The 21,507-nt window shown below is 66.4% G+C and carries 20 protein-coding genes, 2 tRNA genes and 1 pseudogene; 9 read left to right on the plus strand and 14 right to left on the minus strand.

The window, feature by feature from the left end:
* Window positions 1-39: 39 nt before the first annotated feature.
* A complete protein-coding gene (prfB, locus tag LX81_RS05805; RefSeq protein WP_111536338.1) occupies window positions 40-1,167 on the plus strand; it encodes a peptide chain release factor 2 in 1,128 nt (375 codons plus the stop codon).
* Here prfB and LX81_RS05810 read toward each other — a convergent pair.
* Window positions 1,164-2,408 (minus strand): glycosyltransferase, encoded by a 1,245-nt coding sequence (locus tag LX81_RS05810; RefSeq protein WP_111536339.1) that lies wholly within the window; start codon window positions 2,406-2,408, stop codon window positions 1,164-1,166. The two genes, prfB and LX81_RS05810, sit on opposite strands and share 4 nt — an antisense overlap.
* Window positions 2,409-2,614: 206 nt before the next feature.
* On the opposite strand from LX81_RS05810, the gene purU reads away from it, so the two are divergent.
* Window positions 2,615-3,499 (plus strand): formyltetrahydrofolate deformylase, encoded by an 885-nt coding sequence (gene purU / locus LX81_RS05815; protein ID WP_111536340.1) that lies wholly within the window; start codon window positions 2,615-2,617, stop codon window positions 3,497-3,499.
* A gap of 74 nt (window positions 3,500-3,573) precedes the next feature.
* Entirely contained in the window at window positions 3,574-3,948 is a 375-nt protein-coding gene (locus tag LX81_RS05820; protein WP_111536341.1) for a hypothetical protein, read from the plus strand.
* Between the two features lie 6 nt (window positions 3,949-3,954).
* Here LX81_RS05820 and LX81_RS05825 read toward each other — a convergent pair whose 3' ends face one another.
* The 11 genes from LX81_RS05825 to LX81_RS05875 form a co-directional block, all read right to left on the minus strand.
* A complete protein-coding gene (locus LX81_RS05825; RefSeq protein ID WP_111536342.1) occupies window positions 3,955-4,377 on the minus strand; it encodes a cupin domain-containing protein in 423 nt (140 codons plus the stop codon).
* Window positions 4,374-5,051, minus strand: coding sequence for a haloacid dehalogenase type II (locus tag LX81_RS05830; RefSeq protein ID WP_111536343.1), 678 nt, complete (start codon window positions 5,049-5,051; stop codon window positions 4,374-4,376). Before LX81_RS05830 ends, LX81_RS05825 begins: the two co-directional genes overlap by 4 nt.
* Entirely contained in the window at window positions 5,048-5,653 is a 606-nt protein-coding gene (locus tag LX81_RS05835; RefSeq protein ID WP_111536344.1) for a DUF7002 family protein, read from the minus strand. The genes LX81_RS05830 and LX81_RS05835 overlap by 4 nt, the downstream gene beginning before the upstream one ends.
* Entirely contained in the window at window positions 5,650-6,924 is a 1,275-nt protein-coding gene (gene eno / locus LX81_RS05840; protein ID WP_111536345.1) for a phosphopyruvate hydratase, read from the minus strand. The genes LX81_RS05835 and eno overlap by 4 nt, the downstream gene beginning before the upstream one ends.
* Window positions 6,925-7,003: 79 nt before the next feature.
* Complete coding sequence (locus tag LX81_RS05845) at window positions 7,004-7,423, minus strand: Fur family transcriptional regulator (RefSeq protein ID WP_111536346.1); 420 nt, start codon at window positions 7,421-7,423, stop codon at window positions 7,004-7,006.
* Window positions 7,424-7,514: 91 nt separating this feature from the next.
* Window positions 7,515-8,237 (minus strand): DUF533 domain-containing protein, encoded by a 723-nt coding sequence (locus LX81_RS05850; RefSeq protein WP_111536347.1) that lies wholly within the window; start codon window positions 8,235-8,237, stop codon window positions 7,515-7,517.
* 101 nt (window positions 8,238-8,338) lie between these two features.
* Window positions 8,339-8,412: transfer RNA gene (locus LX81_RS05855), tRNA-Gly, on the minus strand.
* 584 nt (window positions 8,413-8,996) lie between these two features.
* On the minus strand, window positions 8,997-11,033 hold the full coding sequence (locus LX81_RS05860; protein WP_111536348.1) for an ASKHA domain-containing protein: 2,037 nt from the start codon (window positions 11,031-11,033) through the stop codon (window positions 8,997-8,999).
* A 96-nt stretch (window positions 11,034-11,129) separates the two neighbouring features.
* Window positions 11,130-12,110, minus strand: coding sequence for a methyltetrahydrofolate cobalamin methyltransferase (locus LX81_RS05865; protein ID WP_111536349.1), 981 nt, complete (start codon window positions 12,108-12,110; stop codon window positions 11,130-11,132).
* Between the two features lie 3 nt (window positions 12,111-12,113).
* Window positions 12,114-13,037 carry a methylenetetrahydrofolate reductase gene (locus LX81_RS05870; RefSeq protein ID WP_111536350.1) on the minus strand — a complete coding sequence of 308 codons (924 nt, stop codon included), beginning with the start codon at window positions 13,035-13,037 and terminating at the stop codon, window positions 12,114-12,116.
* Between the two features lie 38 nt (window positions 13,038-13,075).
* Window positions 13,076-13,372, minus strand: a complete 297-nt coding sequence (locus LX81_RS05875; protein WP_111536351.1) for a virulence factor — start codon at window positions 13,370-13,372, stop codon at window positions 13,076-13,078.
* A gap of 235 nt (window positions 13,373-13,607) precedes the next feature.
* Between LX81_RS05875 and LX81_RS05885 the strand changes: the two genes are divergently transcribed.
* Both LX81_RS05885 and LX81_RS05890 read left to right on the plus strand, forming a co-directional pair.
* Window positions 13,608-14,723, plus strand: a complete 1,116-nt coding sequence (locus tag LX81_RS05885; protein ID WP_111536353.1) for a Ppx/GppA phosphatase family protein — start codon at window positions 13,608-13,610, stop codon at window positions 14,721-14,723.
* 53 nt (window positions 14,724-14,776) lie between these two features.
* A complete protein-coding gene (locus LX81_RS05890; RefSeq protein WP_111536354.1) occupies window positions 14,777-15,487 on the plus strand; it encodes an RlmE family RNA methyltransferase in 711 nt (236 codons plus the stop codon).
* 7 nt (window positions 15,488-15,494) lie between these two features.
* On the opposite strand, the gene LX81_RS05895 is transcribed toward LX81_RS05890, so the two are convergent.
* A complete protein-coding gene (locus tag LX81_RS05895) occupies window positions 15,495-16,814 on the minus strand; it encodes an ATP-binding protein (protein ID WP_111536355.1) in 1,320 nt (439 codons plus the stop codon).
* Window positions 16,815-16,855: 41 nt separating this feature from the next.
* On the opposite strand from LX81_RS05895, the gene LX81_RS05900 reads away from it, so the two are divergent.
* The 3 genes from LX81_RS05900 to LX81_RS05910 all read left to right on the plus strand — a co-directional run bounded on the left by LX81_RS05900 (window position 16,856) and on the right by LX81_RS05910 (window position 19,964).
* Complete coding sequence (locus tag LX81_RS05900; RefSeq protein WP_111536356.1) at window positions 16,856-17,725, plus strand: MBL fold metallo-hydrolase; 870 nt, start codon at window positions 16,856-16,858, stop codon at window positions 17,723-17,725.
* Window positions 17,726-17,773: 48 nt separating this feature from the next.
* Window positions 17,774-17,848 (plus strand) — tRNA-Asn (locus LX81_RS05905).
* Between the two features lie 280 nt (window positions 17,849-18,128).
* Entirely contained in the window at window positions 18,129-19,964 is a 1,836-nt protein-coding gene (locus LX81_RS05910) for a hypothetical protein (protein ID WP_111536357.1), read from the plus strand.
* A gap of 289 nt (window positions 19,965-20,253) precedes the next feature.
* On the opposite strand, the gene LX81_RS05915 is transcribed toward LX81_RS05910, so the two are convergent.
* Window positions 20,254-20,481: a hypothetical protein gene (locus tag LX81_RS05915; RefSeq protein WP_111536358.1), complete on the minus strand. Its 228-nt coding sequence runs from the start codon at window positions 20,479-20,481 to the stop codon at window positions 20,254-20,256.
* A 777-nt stretch (window positions 20,482-21,258) separates the two neighbouring features.
* Between LX81_RS05915 and LX81_RS05920 the strand changes: the two are divergent.
* Window positions 21,259-21,507: pseudogene (locus LX81_RS05920) on the plus strand (IS110 family transposase); the annotation flags it as partial.

The raw sequence follows: 21,507 nt of genomic DNA on the forward strand, positions 1-21,507 counted from the left end.
GCTTGGTAGGCGGGTCTCCTGACGACCGAGGAGTGAGCCATGCGTTCCGAGACCCAGAATACCGTCGAGACGATCCGAAAGTCGCTCGACCTCCTCGCGCAGCGGATGGACCGGGAGACGGCCTCCTACCGGCTCGAGGAATTCAACGCCCGGGTAGAGGATCCGACCCTCTGGGACGATCCCGAGAGCGCGCAGAAGCTGATGCGCGACCGCCAGGCGCTCGTCGATGCGATGGAGCGTTACGACGGCATGTCGCGCGACCTGTCGGACAATGTCGAGCTCATCGAGATGGGCGAGGCGGAAGGCGATGCGGAGGTCGTGGCGGAGGCCGAGGCGGCGCTCGCGAACCTTTCGGAGCGCGCTGCGGCCGCCGAGATCGAGGCACTGCTCGACGGTGAGGCGGATGCCAACGACACCTTCCTCGAGATCAATTCGGGCGCGGGCGGCACGGAGAGCTGCGACTGGGCCGCGATGCTCGCGCGGATGTATGTCCGCTGGGCGGAGCGTAAGGGCTACAAGGTCGAGCTGCAATCGGAGAGCGCGGGCGAGGAGGCGGGTATCAAGTCGGCCGCCTACAAGATCTCGGGCCACAACGCCTATGGCTGGCTGAAAAGCGAGAGCGGCGTGCACCGGCTCGTGCGGATCTCGCCCTATGACAGCGCGGCGCGGCGGCACACCTCGTTCAGCTCGGTCTGGGTCTATCCGGTCGTCGACGACAATATCGAGATCGAGGTGAACCCCTCCGACATCCGGCTCGACACCTATCGCTCGTCCGGCGCGGGCGGGCAGCACGTCAACACGACCGACTCGGCCGTGCGGATTACCCACATCCCGACCGGCATCGTGGTAACCTCCTCCGAGAAGTCGCAGCACCAGAACCGCGACATCGCGATGAAGGCGCTGAAATCGCGGCTCTATCAGATGGAGCTCGACCGCCGGAACGCCGACATCACCGCCGCGCACGAGGCCAAGGGCGATGCCGGCTGGGGCAACCAGATCCGCTCCTACGTGCTGCAGCCCTACCAGATGGTGAAGGATCTGCGGACGAGCGTGGAGACGTCGGACACGCAGGGCGTGCTGAACGGCGATCTCGACCGGTTCATGGCCGCGACCCTGGCGCTCGACGTCTCGGGCAAGAGCCGGGCGGAGGCCACGGCGGAGGATTAGAGCGCGGCGAGACGCTCGGCGGCGCGCGCCGCGCCGTCGGGGATCAGGCGCGCCGCGACTTCCCCCGCGCGCCGCGCGGTCTCCGGCCGGAGCATGTCCGAGAGCGCACCGCTCGCCCGCCCGGGATCGTCGATGCGGCGCGCGATGCCCAACGCCTCCGCGCGATGCGCGTTGTCGGGCTGATCGGCTCCGATCGGCAGGATGAGCTGGGGGCGCCCGGCGTGGAGCGCCTGTCCCAGCGTCCCCATCCCGCCGTGATGGAGGATCGCCGCCGCGCGGGGGAAGAGCATGGCATGGGGTACATACGGCACCGCGCAGAGATCGTCCGCTTCGGCGACCGGAACCTCGCCCGACAGAAGTACCGCGCGTAATCCCGCCCCGCGTGCGAGCGCGACCGCCTTTTCCCAGAACCCGGACCCGCCGAGCTCGTGCGCGACCGAGCCCAGGGAGACGACGAGGGGCGGCGGGCCGTCGTCGAGGAAGCGCTGGAGGGCGGGCGGCACGTGCCCCCGCTGATCGAGCCGGGCCGCACCCGTTACGGCAAGATCGGGAACATCATCGGGCGCCGGGGCCAGCACCGGATCCCAGAGCCCGAGGCGCAGCGGCGGCGTGACCGCGTGGCCGAAGAGGGGGGCCGCGCCGCTCAGGGGCAGGCCCAGTTCGCGGCGGACCCGGTTCTGCGCCCATCCATGACGGCGCAGCATCGCGAGCCGCACGACCTTGAGCCAGATGCGGTTCCAGCCCCGCGAGAACGCATTCGCGGGATCGGGGACCATCGGCGGGACGAGGCCGCGTACGCGCGGCGGGTCGAGCGCCGAATGCATCATCACGGGTTGCAGGAGGAGCGGGACATAGGGCCGCCCGGCCTTCTCCGCCGCGAGCGGGCCCGTCATGGCGAGCGCCGTGCCCGCAACGAGGCGGGCCTCTTCGGCATGGGGCAGCATCGCGCGGGTAAGCTCCGCCAGGATCGGATAGCTCGCGCGGCGCAGGATTTCCGACGGGTCACGGAAGACGGAGGCCGCGATCTCGCTGCGCGTCATGCCGAGCCGCGCGGTCACCTCTTCGGAGCTTGGCCCGAAGGCGATGGCGTCGATCCCGTGCTCCGCCGCGACGCGCGCATCGTCGGGCAGAAGGAGGAGGCGCACCGTCTCGCCCCGGTCCCGGAGCGCGCGGGCGAGCGCGAGGATGGGGAAGAGATCGCCGAGCGATCCGAGCGTCGTGAGGAGAATAGGACGGTTCATATGGCCTCAGCCTAGCGCGCTTTTCCGGGCTGTCACACCGCGACATCGTCCGAGGTCGGGCGTTGCCGGGAAAGGTCGCATTCGCAGAAGTGGACGGGCGACAATCCCCCTAGGACGCGACAGGACCCGGCCGCGTGAGCGTGGGCCCGTGACGACAGAAACAGGCAGGCGCCGGCCCACCACGCCGCCGCGACAGGAGACACCGAATGAACAAGCTCTGCCTCACCGTGACCTGCCCCTCGCGCCGCGGCATCGTCGCCGCGATCTCGGGCTTCCTCGCCGAGCAGGGCTGCAATATCCACGACGCCTCGCAATTCGACGATATCGAGACCGGCAACTTCTTCATGCGGATGAGCTTTTCCTCCGAAGCAGGCAAGGGGCTCGCCGATCTCGACGCGGCCTTCTCCGAACTGTCGAAGACGTTCGAGATGGAGCACGCCTTCTACGACGAGGCGCAGAAGATGCGGGTCGTCATCATGGTCTCCCGGTTCGGCCACTGCCTCAACGATCTGCTCTACCGCTGGCGGATCGGCGCGCTGCCGATCGAGATCGTTGCGGTGATCTCCAACCACATGGATTACCAGAAGGTCGTCGTGAACCACGACATCCCGTTCCACTGCATCCGCGTGACGCCGCAGAACAAGGCCGCGGCCGAGGCGCAGATCATGGCGATCGTGGAGGAGACGGAGGCGGAGCTCGTCGTGCTCGCCCGATACATGCAGATCCTGTCGGACGAGATGTGCACGAAGATGTCGGGACGGATCATCAACATCCACCATTCCTTCCTGCCCTCCTTCAAGGGCGCGAACCCCTACAAGCAGGCCTTCCTGCGGGGCGTGAAGCTGATCGGCGCGACGTCCCATTACGTGACCGGCGATCTCGACGAGGGGCCGATCATCGAGCAGGACACGGTGCGCGTGACCCATGCGCAATCGGCCGACGATTACGTCTCTCTCGGTCGCGACGTGGAGGCGGCCGTGCTCGCGCGGGCGATCCACGCCCATGCGCGGCGGCGCAGCTTTCTCAACGGCAACAAGACGGTGGTCTTTCCCGCCTCGCCGGGGTCCTATTCCTCCGACCGCATGGGTTGAGTGTTCAGGGGGCGGGGAACCGCTTCGCGAGATCGCGGTTGTCAGGTGTATGGAAATCTCGGAGGAACCGGTCCATGAGAACGCCCTTGCTGATCACGCTTGCCTTCGGTCTCTCGACCGGATTGGCCGCGGCACAGGACCTCATCGTCAGCGGCGACGGAATACGGGTCGATCAGATGACCGGGGGGCCGGTCTATTCGCTCGGGTCGGACCGCACCCTCACGCCGGGGGCGATCTTCGACACGATCGAGACCACGTGGACGGAGATCGGAACGATCGACGATGTCGTCCTGTCCCGGGCCGGTCAGCTTATCGGGATCATCGCAGACGTCGAGGGGCGGGAGATCTTCCTTCCGGTGGAGAACGCCAACCTCGTCTCCACGCCGGATCAGGAATTCGCCTTCGTAACCGACATGTCGGTCGAAGAGCTGGAGGCGACGGCCCCCTGACGCGGCTCAGCGCCGGGGGATGTCGAAGCCCGGCGGGGCGAGCTCGAACCCCTCGAAGCGGAAGGCGGGGCTGACCGTGCAGCCCACGAGCGTCCATTCGCCGGTGGTCCGCGCCGCCTGCCAGTGACCCGGGGGAACGATCGCCTGCGGACCGCGCCCGGGACCGATCTCCGGGCCGAGCAGGTGGTCGCGGGCCGGTCCTTCCGCATCCGCGGCGATCGAGAGGACAAGCGGATCGCCACGGTAGAAGTGCCAGATCTCCGTGGCATCCACGCGGTGCCAATGGCTCGCCTCTCCGGCACGGAGCAGGAAGTAGATGCAGGTGCCGGTGGGCCGTCCGGGGCCGTCCGCGATCCAGGTCTGCCGGAAGTGCCCACCTTCCGGATGAGGCGCGAGGTCGAGTTCGGCGATGATCTCCTCGGCGGTCACGCAAGGGCCTCCGCGAGTTCGGTGAAGTTCCCCACGCTCACATCCCAATCCGCCTCGGGGGCAAGGTCCGTCGCCTGCTCGGGTCCGTGCTCCGTCGGGCGCAGGACGAAGGCCGTGGCGAGCCCTTCCGCGCGAGCGGCGGCGAGGTCGCTGTTATGGGCCGCGACCATCATCACCTCCTGAGGGGCGAGCCGCAGCGCGGCGCAGGCGGCGCGGTAGACGGCCGGATCGGGCTTATAGGCCCGCGCGATCTCCGCTCCGAGGATGCAATCCCACCCGAGGCCCGCATGGCGCGCGAGGCGCGTCATGAGCGCGATGGATCCGTTGGAGCAGGGGGCGACGATGCGGTCCCGTCGCAGCCGCGCGAGCCCCTCGGGGACGTCGGACCAGGGATCGAGCCGTTCCCAGGCGCGGGCGAGATCGGCGGGATCGTCCGGGGTGACGCCGAAGCGCGTGCAGACCGTATCGAGATTCTCCCGATGCAGGTCGTCGAGCGCGGTATAGGACCGGGCGCCGGAGCGGATGCGCTCCATCGCGGGCTGGTACTCGCCGCGCCAGGCATCGGCGAAGGCCGTGGCGTCGAGGCCGGGCAGCGCCGCCGCTACCTCGCGCGCCACCGAGCTGCGCCAGTCTGTGCAGGTCCCGAAAACGTCGAAGATGAGCGCCCGGATCATCCCGCGATCCGCCGCAGGAGATCCGCCGGAATGTCGCCCCGGACGGAGACTTCCACGAGCCGGTCGGGTTTCGCCGCGCGGCCCCGTTCGATGCGGTTGCGCCGAAATCGCCGGGCTTCGGTCGCGAGGACGTAGATCCAATCGCCACGAGGCGTCGGACGGCGCCTCGCGTTTCCGGTATTGATGGGCGCGAGGTCGATCCGGTCCGCAAGCGCATCGTAAAGCGCGCCCGCGTCGAGGGCGATCTCCCAAGCCTGGCCACGATCCCCGAGGCTCGTGCCGAAGGCTGCACCGCCCCGTGCTGGCCAGAGGAAAACGCGTTCGTCGAGCTGCTCCGCCCAGGTATGGATGGAGCAGCCGTCGAGGAAATCCGCGTTCCTGCCGGCGCGGAGCGGAAGCTGGTGGTTCAGCGTCGCGCTCCGCTCGCCAAGCATGAAGGTGAGGGCTTTCGCGCGCAGGGCGATCGAGCGATCGGTGCCGGCCCGACGGGCGATCTCGCCCGCGCGGAGAAGGCCCTCGGCCTCGATCCCCGCGCGGTTCGCGGCGAGCGTGCGGTGGACGAGCCGCCTGCCCGTGAGCGCCACGAACGCCTCCCGGCTCATCTCAGGATCGAGCGGCCGGCATAGCGCGCGGTCTCGCCCAGCATCTCCTCGATGCGGATGAGCTGGTTGTACTTGGCGAGCCGGTCGGAGCGGGCGAGCGAGCCGGTCTTGATCTGCCCGCAATTCGTGGCGACGGCGAGATCGGCGATCGTCGCGTCCTCCGTCTCGCCGGAGCGGTGCGACATGACGGCGGTCATCCGTGCGCGGTGGGCCATGTCGACGGCGCGCAGCGTTTCCGACAGCGTGCCGATCTGGTTCACCTTGACGAGCAGCGAATTGCCGCAGCCCTTGTCGATCCCGTCCTGCAGCCGCGTGGGGTTCGTGACGAAGAGGTCGTCACCCACGAGCTGCACCTTGTCGCCGAGCGCGTCGGTCAGCATTTTCCAGCCGTCCCAATCGTCCTCCGACATGCCGTCCTCGATCGAGAGGATCGGGTAATCGGCGACAAGTTTCTCGAGATAGGCCACGTTCTCCTCGGACGAGAGGGACGCGCCTTCGCCCTTCATCTCGTACTTGCCGTTCTCGTAATACTCGGTCGCGGCGCAATCCATCGCCAGCATGACGTCGTCGCCGGGGGTGTAGCCGGCCTTCTCCACGGAGCGCAGGATGAAGTCGAGCGCGTCGCGGGTGGAGCCGAGCGCGGGCGCGAAGCCGCCCTCGTCGCCCAGGCCCGTCGACATGCCGGCCGCGGTCAGCTCCTTCTTCAGCGTATGGAACACCTCCGCACCCATCCGCACTGCGTCGCGGATGTTCGGCGCAGAGACCGGCATGATCATGAATTCCTGGATGTCGATCGGGTTGTCGGCATGCTCCCCGCCGTTGATGATGTTCATCATCGGCACCGGCAGGGCGCGGGCCGCGGTGCCGCCCACGTAGCGGAAGAGCGGCTGCCCGCATGCCTCCGCCGCCGCCTTCGCCGCGGCGAGGGAGACGCCGAGGATCGCGTTGGCACCGAGGCGGCCCTTGTTGTCGGTGCCGTCCATCTCGATCATCGTGGCGTCGAGCGCTTCCTGCTCGGTCGCGTCCATGCCGACGAGCCCTTCGGCGAGTTCCCCGTTCACTGCCGCCACCGCCTCGAGAACACCCTTGCCCATGTAGCGGGACTTGTCCCCGTCGCGCCGCTCCACCGCCTCGTGGGCGCCCGTGGAGGCCCCCGAGGGCACCGCGGCGCGGCCCAGCGTGCCGTCTTCGAGAACCACGTCGACCTCGACGGTCGGGTTGCCCCGGCTATCGAGGATTTCGCGTCCGATGATGTCGATGATCGTGGTCATGATGCGCTCCGCCTCTGGATATCGTGCCGGGCATAGCAGAGCGTCACCGCGACGTGAACAGGGCCCGACGCACGCGGGCTCAGCTGCGCCCCTTTCGGCGGGGAACGGCATAGAGTTCCAGCCGGTGGCCGATCAGGTCGTAACCGAGCCGCTGCGCGATCTTTTCCTGCAGCGCCTCGATCTCGGGGTCGACGAACTCGATCACGTGGCCCGATTGCATGTCGATGAGATGGTCGTGATGCTCCCGCTCCGCATCCTCGTACCGCGCGCGCCCGTCGCGGAACTCGTGCTTCTCGAGGATGCCCGTCTCCTCGAAGAGCTTCACGGTGCGGTAGACGGTTGCGATGGAGATGTTCGGATCGCGCCGGGAGGCGCGGGCATAGAGCTCCTCGACATCGGGATGATCGACGGCCTCGCCGATCACCTGGGCCACGATGCGCCTCTGATCGGTCATGCGCAAACCGTGGGCGGCGCAGCGGTCGAGGATGGTGTCGGACATCGGCGAGGCTCCGGAACGTGCCCGGTTTTCTAGACAATCGGGCGCGGCGCGGCCAGCCTTTTCGTGACGGACCGGCCGCGCTCCGTGGCGATCAGACGGTGTAGAGTGGCGCCTTGCCCTGGGCGGCGTGGATGTCGTTGACGGTGCTTTTCGCAAGGCCAAGGGCCCGCGCCAGCTTATCAAGATGCTCGGCCTCGGCACGATTATCGGGCTCGATCGCGATCACGCTCGCCGTGTAGACCTCGACCTCGTGACCCTTCGGCGTGTCGCGGGCGAGGGCCTCTGGATCAACCGGTGCGGTCATCTGCGCCTCGATGAAGGCGGTCTCCTCCGCGTCGCTGTCGCCGATCACCTCCATCAGCGTGGCCCGTTCCTGCGCGTCGATCTCGCCATCGGCCCGGGCCGACTGGACCATCGCGCGGATCATCAGGCCGGAGACCTGTTCCTCCTCCTCGGTACCCTCGGGCGTCCGTCGCGTCGTGTCGAGAAGGCCTTCCATCCGTCCTGCAGCGGCCGCGCCTCCGGAGGCGCCGGCGAGCCCGCCGAGCAGACCGCCGAGCGAATTGCCCTGGCCCGAGCTGCCCGAACTCGTTGTGTCGAGGCCGAGCTGGCCCAGCAATCCGCCGAGCCCGCCGCTCGATCCGCCGCCGGAGAGAAGTCCGCCCAAGCCGCTGCCGGAACCGCCGCGTGCGCGCTGCTGCTCGTTCAGGCGCCGCTTCATCCCCTCGATCCCGCCAGATTGCGAGAAAGCCTGCACGCCCTTCGCGGCGGCAAAGGCCAGCGCCATCTTCACGGCCATGTTCTTCAGCGACATCCTGTTCCCCTCGGTGGTTATCCTACCGAAGAGGTGGGAAGCCGAATGCGGGCTGACAAGATCGGGGAGGCGGGGAGCATCGACCATCGGATCGATGCGGCTGGAGCGGGTGAAGGGAATCGAACCCTCGTCTTAAGCTTGGGAAGCTCCTGCTCTACCATTGAGCTACACCCGCCCGCAGGACGTCCTATGTCAGAACGCGCGGACACGTCAAGCGGCCTGAACCGTCCCATCCCGCAATAAAAAGAGGTCGCGCCCGACCGGACGCGACCTCCCAACCACTTACCAGCACACTCACTTCGAGACTCGTTAAACCCCTGAAATCGCTACGCTACACTCACTACTCCCATCGCGACTAACGACGCGACACGTCATCCACGCACTCAGATGACCCCGTGCGACTGCTCATACGTCACAGTCGGAAGTATGGTGCAATTCGTGGTCGACAGGGTCGGAATGACCCATGCGATCAGCGGATTGCAACCTGTCGAAAACGGTCATTCCCGTGCCATAGGCCACGGGTGGCCGTATCGTGCTGAAGTATTCGGCATAAGGACGCGCAATTGACCAAGAGCAAGCCGCGCTATTCGCGACCGATCCGGTTTTCGCTAAGGGCCAGAGGCACCGTGACATGTTCGTGGGTGTTACGGGACCGGTCCATCTTCATTCCTTCGTTCACCTCGTCTACGCACTTTCTGATTGAAGCACGGGAGGCGATCTGAAGAAGTTTCACCCCGATCGAGATTTTCGCGAAATTTTTTAGGTCCGTTTTTGCCGCTTGCGCGCACGTCCGCCCGAAAGACCCGCGGTGTTGAACGCGACATGCGGCAGGGTCACGATCCGCGCGAGTTCCGGGAACATGTCCGTCGCGTGCGGGATCGCGTTCGCGGCGACGAAATGCTCCTGGAAACGCGGTTCGATTGCCGTCTCGACCTTCCGAATTTCGCGGACGATCCCCTCGATCCCGGTGCGTGCAGAGCGGTCGAGAAGGGCGATGCGGGCCCCCGTTCCCGCGGCGTTCCCGGCGCTCGTGACCTTGTCGAGCGGCACGTCGGGGATCATGCCGATGACCATGGCGTGCTTGGGGCTGATATGTGCCCCGAACGCGCCGGCAAGAACGACACGGTCGACACGGTCGACACCCCGCTCGTCCATCAGCAGGCGCGCGCCCGCGTAGAGCGCGGATTTGGCCAGCTGGATGGCACGGATGTCGGATTGCGTGACCGTGATCCGCCGGTCCGCGTCTTCGTGGATCAGGTAGGCCTGCGTGCGGCCTTCGGGCTGCAGACGCTCGGTGCCGGCCTGCGCGGCCGATCCAATGAGGCCGCTTGCGTCGAGAAGGCCCGCCATCCGCATTTCCGCGACCGCCTCGATGATCCCCGAGCCGCAGATGCCGGTGATGCCGGTGGTCGCGATGGCCTCCGCGAACCCGTCCTCGTCGGACCAGAGATCGCAGCCGATGACGCGGAAACGCGGCTCCTTCGTTTCCGGATCGATCCGGATCGCCTCGATCGCGCCCGGCGCGGCGCGCTGGCCCGAGGAGATCTGCGCCCCCTCGAACGCAGGCCCGGTGGGCGAGGAGCAGGCGAGGACGCCGGAACGGTCCCCGAGCAGGATCTCCGCGTTGGTGCCGACATCCACGACGAGGACCAGGTCGTCGGACTGCCCCGGCATCTCGCTCAGCGCGACGGCGGCGGCGTCGGCGCCGACATGGCCCGCGATGCATGGCAGGAGATAGGCGCGCGCGGCGGCGTTCATCGCGCTAAGATCGAGGTCGGACGCGGCGAGCGACAGGCTGTCGGACGTGGCGAGCGCGAAGGGTGCCTGGCCGAGTTCCACGGGATCGATACCGAGGAGGAGGTGGTGCATGACCGGATTGCAGACGATCACCGCCTCGACGATCGCACGGGGCTCGATCTCCGCCTCCGTGGCGATCTCGGTCACGAGATCGTCCATCGCGCCCCGCACGGCCCGCGTCATCTCCGCATCGCCGCCCGGGTTCATCATCGCGTAGCTCACCCGGCTCATCAGATCCTCTCCGAAGCGGATCTGCGGGTTCATGATGCCGGAGGACGCCACGACCTCACCGGTCTTCAGGTCGCACAGATGCGCCGCGATCGTGGTCGAGCCCAGGTCGATGGCGAGGCCGTAGAGCCCGCCCTCGTAGAAGCCGGGCCAGATGTCGACGAGGCGGGGCGCGCCCTGGTGATCCTGATGGACGGCGACGGTCACCTGCCAGTTGCCCTGCCGGAGCGCGGGCTGCAGCCGCTGCAGGACAGGCAGGTCCGCCGTGACCGGACCGATCTCCCATTGCGCGGCGAGCGCGCGGTTGAGCCGTTGCAGATCGCCCGTGGGCGTGTGCATGTCGGGCTCGTCTACCTCCACGAGATAGAGGCGGGTGGCCGGGTCGAGCGTGATGTCGCGCTGGGTGGCGGCCTTGCGGACGACCTGCCGGTGGACCTGGCTGCCCGCGGGCACGTCGATCACCACGTCGCGCAGGATCTGTGCCTGGCAGCCGAGACGGCGCCCCGTCTTCAGGCCGCGCTTTTCGTCATAGCGCGCCTCGACCGCGTTCCACTCCGACAGCGCGTCGTCGGCGACGGTCACGCCATGCTTGGAGAACTGCCCGTAGCCCGGAACGACCTGGCACTTCGAGCAGATCCCCCGGCCGCCGCAGACGCTGTCGAGATCGACGCCGAGCTTGCGTGCCGCGGCGAGAACGCTGGTGCCCGCGGTGACCCGCCCGCGCTTGCCCGAGGGCGTGAAGATGACGAGCGGGTCTGATGCGGTGTCCATTGCGGGAGCCTTTCGGGATGGCGCGGGTCCCTCAAAGGGCAAGGCGGCGCGAGAGTCCAGACCGGCCCCGCGGCCTCCCGCGCGCCGGCCCGTGCGTCAGGCGCGACGGCGGCGGCGGCCACCGCGGGTGCCGCCCTCGGCCATTTGGGCCTTCGCCGCCTCGGCGTAGGTTTCCCCGCCCTCGACGGCGTCGAGAACACGCGAGAAGCGGATCCATTCGTACCCGTTATCGTCGTGGTTCATGAGGAAGTTGGCGGCGCGGATCGCCTCCATTTCCGCCATCCGCACGGGGTTCATGATCGCGCTCGTCATGCCCGCGCCGATCGCCATCGGCAGGAAGGCCGCGTTGATCCCGTGCCGGTGCGGCAATCCGAAGGAGATGTTCGACGCGCCGCAGGTGGTGTTCACGCCAAGCTCGTCGCGCAGGCGGCGCACGAGCGTGAAGACCTGATGGCCGGCCGTCGCCATCGCGCCGATGGGCATCACGAGCGGATCGACCACGATGTCATGCGCGGGAATGCCGAAATCCGCGGCCCGCTCGACGATCTTCTTTGCGACCGCGAAGCGCACTTCCGGATCCTCGGAGATGCCGGTGTCGTCGTTGGAGATCGCCACGACCGGCACGTTGTACTTCTTGACGAGCGGCAGCACGAGTTCGAGCCGCTCCTCCTCGCCGGTGACGGAATTTAGGAGCGGACGACCCTCCGCCGCCTCGAGACCGTTCTCGAGCGCGCCTGGCACCGAGCTGTCGATGCAGAGCGGCACGTCGACGAGCGCCTGCACCCGCCTGATCAGTTCCGGCATCAGCATGGGCTCGACGAAGTTGTTGTCCGCGTAGCGCGGATCCTCGGCCATCTTGTTGGTGAAGACCGCACCGGAGTTGATGTCGAGGACCATCGCGCCGCAGGCGACCTGCTCCAGCGCGTCGCGCTCCACGGTGGAGAAATCGTCCATCTCGAGTTCGGCGGCGAGCTTCTTGCGTCCGGTGGGATTGATGCGCTCCCCGATGACGCAGAAGGGCTCGTCGAAGCCGATGGTGACGGTCTTGGTCTTCGATTCGATTACGGTGCGGGTCATTCTCTATCCTTTGGAGGCGCGGAGCCGGGCCGGCGCCGTGCCGTGGGTCGCAGTCCAGTCGGCGGTCGCGTTGATCCCGCCGAGCGGGAAGATGTGCGCGCTCTCGACGAGGAATTCGGGATGAGCGGCCTTGTAGGCGGCAAGCTCGGCCACGAAATCCGTCGGCTCGTAGGGCATGAGCAGCTTCGTCACATCCATCGCGCGCTTCTGCAACACCTTGAGCGAGGGGCCGACGCCGCAGGCGATGGCGAACTTGATGAGCGTCTGCAGCTTCGCAGGGCCGGCGACGCCGATATGGACGGGCAGGGTGATGCCGGATGTCCGAAGCGCCTCCGCCCATTCGATGACCGGCGCGGCCTCGAAGCAGAATTGCGTGGCAATGGCCATTTCGGCGTCGGTCGTGTCCGAGAAGCCCTGTTTCCAGCTCAGGGCCTTCGAGACATTCGATTGGGTGCCGTCGAGGTCGATGTCGCGGTTGCCCTCCGGGTGACCGGCGACATGCAGGCGGGCGAAGTCGCCGAAGAGGCCGGTCTGCATGAGTTGCATCGAGTCGGAGAACTCGCCGCGCGGCTCGGAGATGCCGCCGGCAAGGAGCAGCGCCTGATCGACGCCCGCCTCGCCGCGGTAGCGCGCGATCCAGTCCGCGAGGGTCGCGCGGTCGGCGATGGACCGGGCCGGGAAATGCGGCATGACGGGGAAACCTTCGTCCGCGATGCGCTTCGCGGTCGCCACCATGTCCTCGATCGGGGTCCCGTCGATATGGGCGATGTAGACGCGGGTGGCTGCGGGCAGGATGGCCCGGAAATCCTCGATCTTCTCCGCGGTGCGCGGCATCACCTCGATCGAGTAGCCCTGCAGGAACGCTGCGGTCGTGCCGGTATCCGCGATGGACTTGGGTTTCGACCGTTTGAAATTCAGGATCGACATCAGGCTCTCCAGGGGGCGAAGGGAAATGCGGCGGCGGCTCACGCCCATCCGTCGTTGGCGATCAGGGCGCGGATGCGCTGGGAATCGTATTCGGCATCGATGCGCGCGACCTCGGCTTCGGCGACCGTGACGTCCTCGCCCTCGACCGGGTAGGGGTCGGCCCGCCGCCATTCGGCGAGATAGGCGTCCGTTCCGGCCGCGCCGGTCTTCATCGCGGCGCGGTCGATCGCTTGCTCGAACCGTTCGGGCAGGGGCCGCTTGGTACCGCGGCGTCCTTTTCCGACGATGACCTGCGCCGGTATGTCGCGCCAGTAAAGGATGGTGACGTCCGCCATGAACTCGTCCTCGTTGTTGCCTTCTCATACGGACAATCTGATGTCGAAGATGTCGAATTTCGACATCTGACGCCCTGCCCGCGACGCGGCCGCTCCAGCGAACGGCACTCCGTGCAGAGTAAAGCAGGAGACCGGAGGTGTCGCGTCGGTCGTCCCGACCCGCATCGGGTTACGCAAGGGTTGCGCGATCACAAACCCGTCCTTAGTCTTAACGAACATTCCAGGAGGATCGAGCATGGCGCCCAAGCGTCCCATCGGAGCGGGGGCGTACCCGAAGCCGGTAGAGCCGGAGGCCACCGCAAAGGTGGATCCTGCGTCGCTCTACGCCGCGCTCGATCTCGGAACCAATTCCTGCCGGATGCTTATCGCGCAGCCGAAGGGAGCGCAATTCCACGTCGTCGACAGTTTCTCGAAATCCGTGCAACTGGGGCAGGGGCTCGAGATGACCGGGCGGCTCAGCCGGGCCTCGATGGGGCGCACGGCCCATGCGCTCCGGATCTGCCAGTCGAAGCTCCGGAAGCATTCCGTGTCCCGCATGCGCCTCGTCGCGACCGAGGCCTGCCGCCGCGCGGAGAACGCCGCGGAGTTCATGGCGACGATCCGGCGGGAGACGGGGCTGCAGCTCGAGATCATCGAGCCGGAGGAGGAGGCGCGCCTCGCTGTCATCTCCTGCGCTCCGCTCGTTTCCATCAAGACCGAACAGCTCCTCGTCGTCGATATCGGGGGCGGCTCGACGGAACTCGTCTGGATCGACCTGACGCGCGTGCCGAAGCTCGACCGGCCCCGTGCCATCATGCGGCTTCATGCCGGGTTCAAGCCGGCGGACGATTCGCCTTTCCCCGCGGCGCGCGTCGTGGACTGGATCTCCGTGCCGCTCGGCGTGGCGACCCTGCGCGAACAGTTCGACGACGTGAAGAACGACGCCGCCCGGTTCGCACTGATGAGCTGGTATTTCGAGGAGAACCTCGCGAGCTTCGCACCCTATGCGCGCGAACAGGCACGGGCCGGATTCCAGATCATCGGTACGTCGGGCACCGTGACCACAGTCGCGGCGAGCCACCTGGGATTGCGCCGCTACGACCGCAACCGCGTCGACGGTCTCCGGATGACTTCCGATCAGATCGACGCGGTGATCCGCGACTACCTCACCCTCGGACCCGAGGGGAGGCGGACCGATCCGCGGATCGGGCGCGACCGGCATACGCTCATCATGTCCGGCGCCGCGATCCTGCAGGCGCTGTTGCGTGTCTGGCCCACCGACCGGCTCAGCGTTGCCGACCGTGGTCTGCGCGAGGGATTGCTCTATGCGCAGATGTCGGCCGACGGCGTTCTGGAGGAAGGTCCTTACTAGGCGTGGACCGGGATGGCTTGAGTTCCGCGCCCGGTCGGACCATGACGGGATCTATGGACAAGAAACCCGGCAAGAGCTCCGGTCGCGGCCGACGCGATCTCACTGTCAAGGTCAAGACGGCCCGCGGCCGTACGCTTTCGAGCACGCGGTGGCTTCAGCGTCAGCTGAACGACCCTTACGTGAAGCGCGCCAAGGCCGAAGGCTATCGCGGGCGGGCCGCCTTCAAGATCATCGAACTCGACGACCGTTTCCGCTTTCTCGTCCCGGGCGCGCGCGTCGTCGATCTCGGCTGTGCGCCCGGGGGGTGGAGCCAGGTCGCGGTACAGCGGACGAACGCCGACGGGGCGCGGTCGGGCAAGGCGCGGGGCCTTGTGATCGGCGTCGACATCCAGGAGGTCGAACCGATCGCCGGGGCCGAGCTGCACGTCCTCGATTTCCTCGAGGAGGGAGCCGACGAGCGGGTGAAGGACTGGCTCGGCGGACATGCCGACGTGGTCCTCTCCGACATGGCGGCCTCCTCCTCGGGTCACCGTCAAACGGACCACCTCAGGATCGTCGCACTCTGCGAAGCGGCGGCGGAACTGGCCTTCGACGTGCTCGACCCGGGCGGCACCTTTGTCGCCAAGGTGCTTGCGGGAGGGGCGGAGGGCGAGCTGCAGGCTGTTCTCAAGCGACGCTTCGACAAGGTGGCGAACATCAAACCCCCGGCCAGCCGCTCCGACAGCGCGGAGAAATTCGTCGTGGCGACGGGGTTCCGGCCCTGAGCGTCTCTCAGCGTGCGACAACGAGATCGGCCCGGAGGCCGCCCAACCTTTCGCTGTCCTCGAGCCTGAGCGTGCCGCCGTGCTGACGTGCGATGTCCATCGCGATCGAAAGACCGAGACCCACGCCGCCGCCGCGATCCTGGTTGCGCGCCGGATCGAGCCGCGAGAAAGGCCGGATCGCGTCGGCCCGTGCCGCCTCGGGTATGCCCGGCCCGTTATCCTCGACGGTGAAGACCAGCGCCTTGCGGCCCACCGCGAGCGACAGTTCCGCCCGGTCGCCGTAGCGCACGGCGTTGCCGACGAGGTTGTCGAGAGCCCGGGTGATGGCCAGCGGCCTCAGGACGACCGGCTCCGCACCGTCGATCTCGTGAATCCGCACCGCCTGTCCCGCCCGGCTGGCATTCTCCGCGACATCGCGCAGGAGAACGGCCGGATCGATCTCCACGGGATCGTCGAGCGCCCCGTCGCGGGCGAAGTCGAGGAAGGCGTCGAGCATCTTCTGCATCTCGGCGACGTCTCCCGTCATCGCCTCCGCCTCTGCCTCGTCGAGCAGCGACAGGCCGAGGCGCAGGCGCGTGAGCGGCGTTCGCAGGTCGTGGCTGATCCCGGAGAGCATCATCGTGCGCTGGTCGATCTGCCGCGTGATCCGCTGGCGCATGTCGAGGAAGGCCGCGCCGGCGCTTCGGACCTCCGTCGCTCCCGCCGGGCGGTAGGCCACGACGCGCCCACGCCCGAAGGCCGTCGCGGCCTCGGCCAGTCGTCGGATCGGACGGATCTGGTTGCGCAGGAAGAGATAGGCGATGATCGTCATCAAAAGCGACGTGCCGATCATCAGGACGAGAAGCTGATGCGGGTTCTTCGCGGAGACGCGATTGCGATCGAAGGTGAAGCCGATCGGAGCTTCGAGCAACGCCAAGCTCAACTCCACCACGCTGTCGTCCTCCGCAAGCTCGATCCCGGTGATCCCGTCGAGGGAGGCGCGCAGGGTGCGGATCACCAGCCGCCCCGAGAGGTCGTAGAAGACGCGAGAATCGCCCCGGACCGGATCGGGGTCCGGGTATCGCGACTCGATCTCAAGCGCGCGGGCGAGGGGGGCCATCGCAACCCGGGCCGCCTCCGGATCGGGCGCGGCTTCCGCCAGATCCACGAGCCGCGCAAGCTCCAGCACGACGTTGTCCGTCATCTGCTCGGTCACGTCCTCAAAAAGTCTCTGAATGAACACGACGGAGACGACGAGCTGGATCGTCACCACCGGGAGCAGCAGGATGAGCGCCGCCCGTCCATAGAGCGACCGCGGTACGTAGCGTTTGAGCCAGTCGAAGGTCATGGGCGGCACGCTAGGCGGATCGGCCGGAAGGAGAAAGCGCGATGAGCGACGCAGTAACGCTCGAACCGGGGATCCGGCGCCTGCGCGCGCCCAATCCTTCTGCGATGACGTTCACGGGAACGAACACCTACATCCTCGGGACCGGGCGGGTCGCCGTCGTCGATCCCGGCCCGCCCGACGAGGCGCATCTCGACGCGATCCTCGCCGCACTGGCTGGTGAGACGATAGAGGCGATCCTCGTCACCCACGCCCATCTGGACCATTCCGCACTGGCTCCCGCGCTTTCCGCGCGCACCGGCACGCCCGTCCTCGCCTACGGCGACGCCGCGGCGGGGCGGTCGCCGGCGATGCAGGCGCTTTCCGGCCTCGCCGGCGGAGAGGGTGTCGACCGTGCCTTCCGGCCGGATCGCTGCCTCGCAGACGGAGAGGTCGTCGGGGGCGGTACCTGGTCCGCCGTCGCGCTCTGGACGCCCGGCCATTTCGGCAACCACCTGTCCTTCGCGACCGGCAACGCGATCCTGACGGGGGATGTTGCGATGGGCTGGTCGAGCTCGCTCGTCTCGCCCCCCGACGGCGACCTCTCGGCCTACCTCGCCTCCTGCGCCCGACTGGCTCGGCGGGGCGCGCGGATCCTCTATCCCGGACATGGCGACTCGGTCTGCGACCCTGCGGAACGGCTCGCGTGGCTCGTCGCGCACCGCGAGGAACGAACGAGGCAGATCCTTGCGGCCCTTCGGGCCGGTCCGAGCACCGCGCGCTCGCTTGCCGAGCGGATCTACGACGACCTCTCCCCAGCGCTTCTCCCCGCAGCGATGCGTAATGTTCTTGCCCACCTTATTGATCTGACGAAAAAAAACCGTACCGAGCCGCTTGACCCTCTCGGATCGGACTGCCGTTTCCAACTTGTGTGAAATCGGCCTTTACGGCGCCGGGACCCCTTGCTATACGGCCCGCGGTGATCCGGCGTAGCTCAGCGGTAGAGCAGTTGACTGTTAATCAATTGGTCGTAGGTTCGATCCCTACCGCCGGAGCCAACTTACTCAAGTAGCTGAAAACAAACGAATTCCTTCGGGGAGTCGCAGCGCGGCCGTTTCTGGCACGATTCCTGGCACTCCGTCTGGCACAATCGCTGGCACAGGAGTCGGAGCGCTGCGAAACTTCTCCATCAATCAAATCCATCTCGAATATCGCCTGACAGGCTTTCACTGGCGCCGCCGATGGCCGCGGCGCTGGCTTTCCGCGGGGATGTGGACCCCATCGAATAGATCGTCACTGCTATTCCCGCTTCGAACGCATCTCCCGAACGAAGCGAAGGTGCTGGCCCAGAAATTGACCTTTCTGGCAGACATCGCCTTCGCCCGACGGACGGAGATGACGATGGCGATCGGGCCCGACATGATGGCAGAAATTCTCGAGGAGCTCGGTTGCTTTCTCGTTGACGCAGGCGAGCTTGCCCGCAAGGTCGCGCCGCAGCTCGCCGTGGAGGCCGCCGCGTATGAAGCCCATTGCGCCCAGGTGGCGATCGACACTCTGCGTCACTCCCTGTCCCTACGGGACAGGGAGCAGGCGCGTGAGCCGCTTCGGGAAGCCGCGAGAAGGCTCGGCATCGACCTTGACGAAGCTGACGAGGACTGGTCGCGACTGGCCTACCGCGCCCTTTGGGTCATGCTCGATGCCGCTGAGGAAAACGCGCGTCGCGATACCGGTATCTACGATGCCCAGAGCCCGTTTTTCCGATCAGGCCGCGGTCCGCATGCGAGGGAGCGCACCTGCGTGCCGTCCAACACCGCCCGATCCTTTGCGCCTCCGGTCGTTTTTCCGACACCGCCACAGCCTGTCGTTTGCCCCGGTCCTGCTCGGATTCCTGCAGTGCGCATGGCTGCCATGGAGGCTCGACCGTCACCAGCCACGCAGGTCGAAAGGCCCACCAATTCTGAAGAGAAACCCACGCGGCAGACCGCCGTCCAGCTACCGGAGGTAACCCCCGTGGCTAAAACTCCGCACGTCGCTGCCCTGCTGCTCGAAGACTATTTTGACCTCTACATCGCGAAGAAGGTCGAGGGGTACACAGACGATTTCGGGGAGGAGGAGGTTCCCGACGCAGCCGTCGGCGAGAAATGGAGAAAGTCCAGCAAGAACAACATGGAGGTCGGCAAGCGAATCTGGGTCAGCTTGCTCGGCAACCGCCTGCTGAGCGAGATTTCCGACGAAGAGATCCGTAACGTGAAAGAAAAATTGCGGAAAATTCCTGAGTCCCATGCGAAGAGTTGCTCGGAGACCCGCGATCTGGATGCTCTGGTCGCAAAGACGGACGCTGAGGAGCAACGCAGGATCGAACACGCGGTCGCTGAAGCGACCTTCTCTGGAGGGTCACCGGCCAAGATCGAACGGGCGAGGCTCGATAACCTGATCCCGCGCATCCGGGTTGAGACTATTTTGAAGCACACCCGCGCGCTCAACCGGCCGGCAAAGATGCTCGTCAAACTGGGCGAACTCGAGACGAGCCCCTTTCAGAAGCACATGATCAGTAACAGGACGGCCGATGCTATGCGCCGAACCGAGGAGAAGCGGGATCGCCGCCCCTGGGACGACCGCATCTATGATTTTCTCGCAACGCCGGTGTTTCGGGGTGGCTGTGATGAGGTCGGCGATCCGATGTTCTGGGCCCCGCTCATGGCCCTGCTCGGCGGCGGCCGCGAGGAGGAAATCCTCCAGCTCTCCCCCGATGACTTCGAGACGGACGGCGGCATCCACTATTACCGGCTCCACAACATGCCCGGCAACAGCATCAAGTCCGACGCTGGACATCGGGAGATTCCTGTCCACCCGGAACTCGTGCGCCTTGGACTCATCGAGTTGGTCGAACTGCGGCGGCGACAGGGTGAGCCTCGTCTGTCCCCACACCTCAAGCGGGGCAAGCACAAGGAAACCTTCACAGAGCTCTTCACCAAGGAGTTTACGAAATACCGGCAGACCCACAAGGTCTACTGGAGGGGGCTCGACTTCCATGCTCTACGCACGACGTTCCACCATCGCCTCATGGACAACCTCGTCCCCGGCTACGCTGAAAGAGCGCTGATGGGTCACGAGGGGCTCGATGAAGGAAAAAAAATACGCTCAGAAGGGCATCGCCATGAAAACGCTGCATGACGTGGTATCGGCGATCCCCTACAGCTTGGCACACGTCCAGAGTCCTTTCAGCCACCGCAATCTCGGTCATTCGAAAACGCCGCTGCGCGTCGTGAGCTGATCACGGAGCGTTCAGGCGATCGCGATCCATGGCCGCGATCGCGAAAAGGTTCGGCCTCAGGAGAATCGCGCTCCGGCTGAAGCAGCAGATGGATGGGGACGGGCGCGTGAGCTTCCGGTGATCTGACCCGGCAACGGCGAACATTGCTTGCTCCGTCAAGGCCGCGCATCTGGAAGGGCGCCGCGCACCTCATGTCTCGAACAAGGCATTCGCGATTATATAGGCTTCGGCTACGTCGAGCGCCGCATCGACCAGGGGCGCAAACTCGACATCTCTGAGAAATGCCTTGGTCACGATCTCCCGGTTTAAGATCCGCCGAACGATGTCGGATGCAAAAGTGCGCCGCCGCGGATCGAGACGCGAAAATTGCCCAGGCGTCCAGGCGCTTGCGGACAAGGCGGGCTCGCCGAAGGGCATCGGCAACGATTTCGTAAATCGCATCCATCACTCTACCTCCCGCACGGCAATAGCGGCGAGTTCGCCCATTACGCCGAGTATGCGCTTAAGAGATTTCGCACGGTCGCGCATCGTCGGCCCGCGGATGGTGGGGATGGACCACGCGAAACCGGGCCACCTCGGCGCTGTTGATGTGTTCCGTATACTCGAGCGTCAGCAGCCGGCGTAGTAAGACGGGATCGGCCTTGACGTCCTCGGGTTCGGCACCGCCGGCAAGATCAGTCGGTCGGATTCGGCATGGAATCAGCCGACGAAAGCCCCGTCCGGCCGCTGCGGCCCGAATTTCTTAGCTTGCATAGTTCAAGTTGATCTCCTTCGCGATCCGGGACCGAGCTTGCCGATCAAGACCGGCCCGCGTTTCTGGAACGGAAAGCGCTTGCAAAGGCGCCAAATAAACTCCTTCTCTCTTGATCATGCGTACCAGCTTGTTAGCCGCACCCTCGCGGGAGGGGCGCGGTTTCAGGCCCGGTTCCGACGTCTACGCTTCGCTACCTCGGAGGCGCACTGAGTGGGCAACCGCTTCACATTGGCCAATGGCATGTCGGTCGATGGCGGCTCGAGGAAACAACTCAATCCTCCAGCCTGACCGCGTGCACGATAACGCCGCAGAAAGTCTACCCTCCGCTGAAATACGTTATGCCGATGTTTCTCAGGCGAGTGGCCTTGATGCTGTAACCGCCCCCCGACGGCATCGACGTGCCAGGGTGGGATCGCAACAATCCATTTTGGGAGGCGGTCATGTCGGAGATTACCACGGTCGGATTGGATCTCGCGAAGAATGTGTTTCAGGTCCATGGCGCTGACGCCAGAGGTGGCGTGGTCTTTCGCAAGAAGCTCAGAAGGGCCGCGGTGCTCGAGTTCTTCGGCAAGCTGCCGCCCTGCCTCGTGGCGATGGAAGCCTGCGGTGGCGCGCATTTCTGGGGGCGGGAGCTGACACGGCTCGGCCATGACGTCAGGCTCATCCCGCCCGCCTACGTAAAGCCGTTC

It is taken from the genome of Palleronia aestuarii (genome assembly GCF_003253995.1).
Taxonomy (GTDB): Bacteria; Pseudomonadota; Alphaproteobacteria; order Rhodobacterales; family Rhodobacteraceae; genus Palleronia; species Palleronia aestuarii.

Bases quoted from the DNA above. Each gene is read 5' to 3' on its own strand.
- LX81_RS05835 (WP_111536344.1), bottom strand. From the start codon at position 5,653: ATGAGCCGGGAGGCGTTCGTGGCGCTCACGGGCAGGCGGCTCGTCCAC.
- LX81_RS05895 (WP_111536355.1), bottom strand. From the start codon at position 16,814: ATGACCTTCGACTGGCTCAAACGCTACGTACCGCGGTCGCTCTATGGA.
- LX81_RS05820 (WP_111536341.1), top strand. From the start codon at position 3,574: ATGAGAACGCCCTTGCTGATCACGCTTGCCTTCGGTCTCTCGACCGGA.
- LX81_RS05860 (WP_111536348.1), bottom strand. From the start codon at position 11,033: ATGGACACCGCATCAGACCCGCTCGTCATCTTCACGCCCTCGGGCAAG.
- LX81_RS05885 (WP_111536353.1), top strand. From the start codon at position 13,608: ATGGCGCCCAAGCGTCCCATCGGAGCGGGGGCGTACCCGAAGCCGGTA.
- LX81_RS05810 (WP_111536339.1), bottom strand. From the start codon at position 2,408: ATGAACCGTCCTATTCTCCTCACGACGCTCGGATCGCTCGGCGATCTC.
- LX81_RS05830 (WP_111536343.1), bottom strand. From the start codon at position 5,051: ATGATCCGGGCGCTCATCTTCGACGTTTTCGGGACCTGCACAGACTGG.
- prfB (WP_111536338.1), top strand. From the start codon at position 40: ATGCGTTCCGAGACCCAGAATACCGTCGAGACGATCCGAAAGTCGCTC.
- LX81_RS05915 (WP_111536358.1), bottom strand. From the start codon at position 20,481: ATGCCCTTCGGCGAGCCCGCCTTGTCCGCAAGCGCCTGGACGCCTGGG.
- LX81_RS05850 (WP_111536347.1), bottom strand. From the start codon at position 8,237: ATGTCGCTGAAGAACATGGCCGTGAAGATGGCGCTGGCCTTTGCCGCC.
- purU (WP_111536340.1), top strand. From the start codon at position 2,615: ATGAACAAGCTCTGCCTCACCGTGACCTGCCCCTCGCGCCGCGGCATC.
- LX81_RS05890 (WP_111536354.1), top strand. From the start codon at position 14,777: ATGGACAAGAAACCCGGCAAGAGCTCCGGTCGCGGCCGACGCGATCTC.
- LX81_RS05845 (WP_111536346.1), bottom strand. From the start codon at position 7,423: ATGTCCGACACCATCCTCGACCGCTGCGCCGCCCACGGTTTGCGCATG.
- LX81_RS05875 (WP_111536351.1), bottom strand. From the start codon at position 13,372: ATGGCGGACGTCACCATCCTTTACTGGCGCGACATACCGGCGCAGGTC.
- eno (WP_111536345.1), bottom strand. From the start codon at position 6,924: ATGACCACGATCATCGACATCATCGGACGCGAAATCCTCGATAGCCGG.
- LX81_RS05870 (WP_111536350.1), bottom strand. From the start codon at position 13,037: ATGTCGATCCTGAATTTCAAACGGTCGAAACCCAAGTCCATCGCGGAT.
- LX81_RS05865 (WP_111536349.1), bottom strand. From the start codon at position 12,110: ATGACCCGCACCGTAATCGAATCGAAGACCAAGACCGTCACCATCGGC.
- LX81_RS05900 (WP_111536356.1), top strand. From the start codon at position 16,856: ATGAGCGACGCAGTAACGCTCGAACCGGGGATCCGGCGCCTGCGCGCG.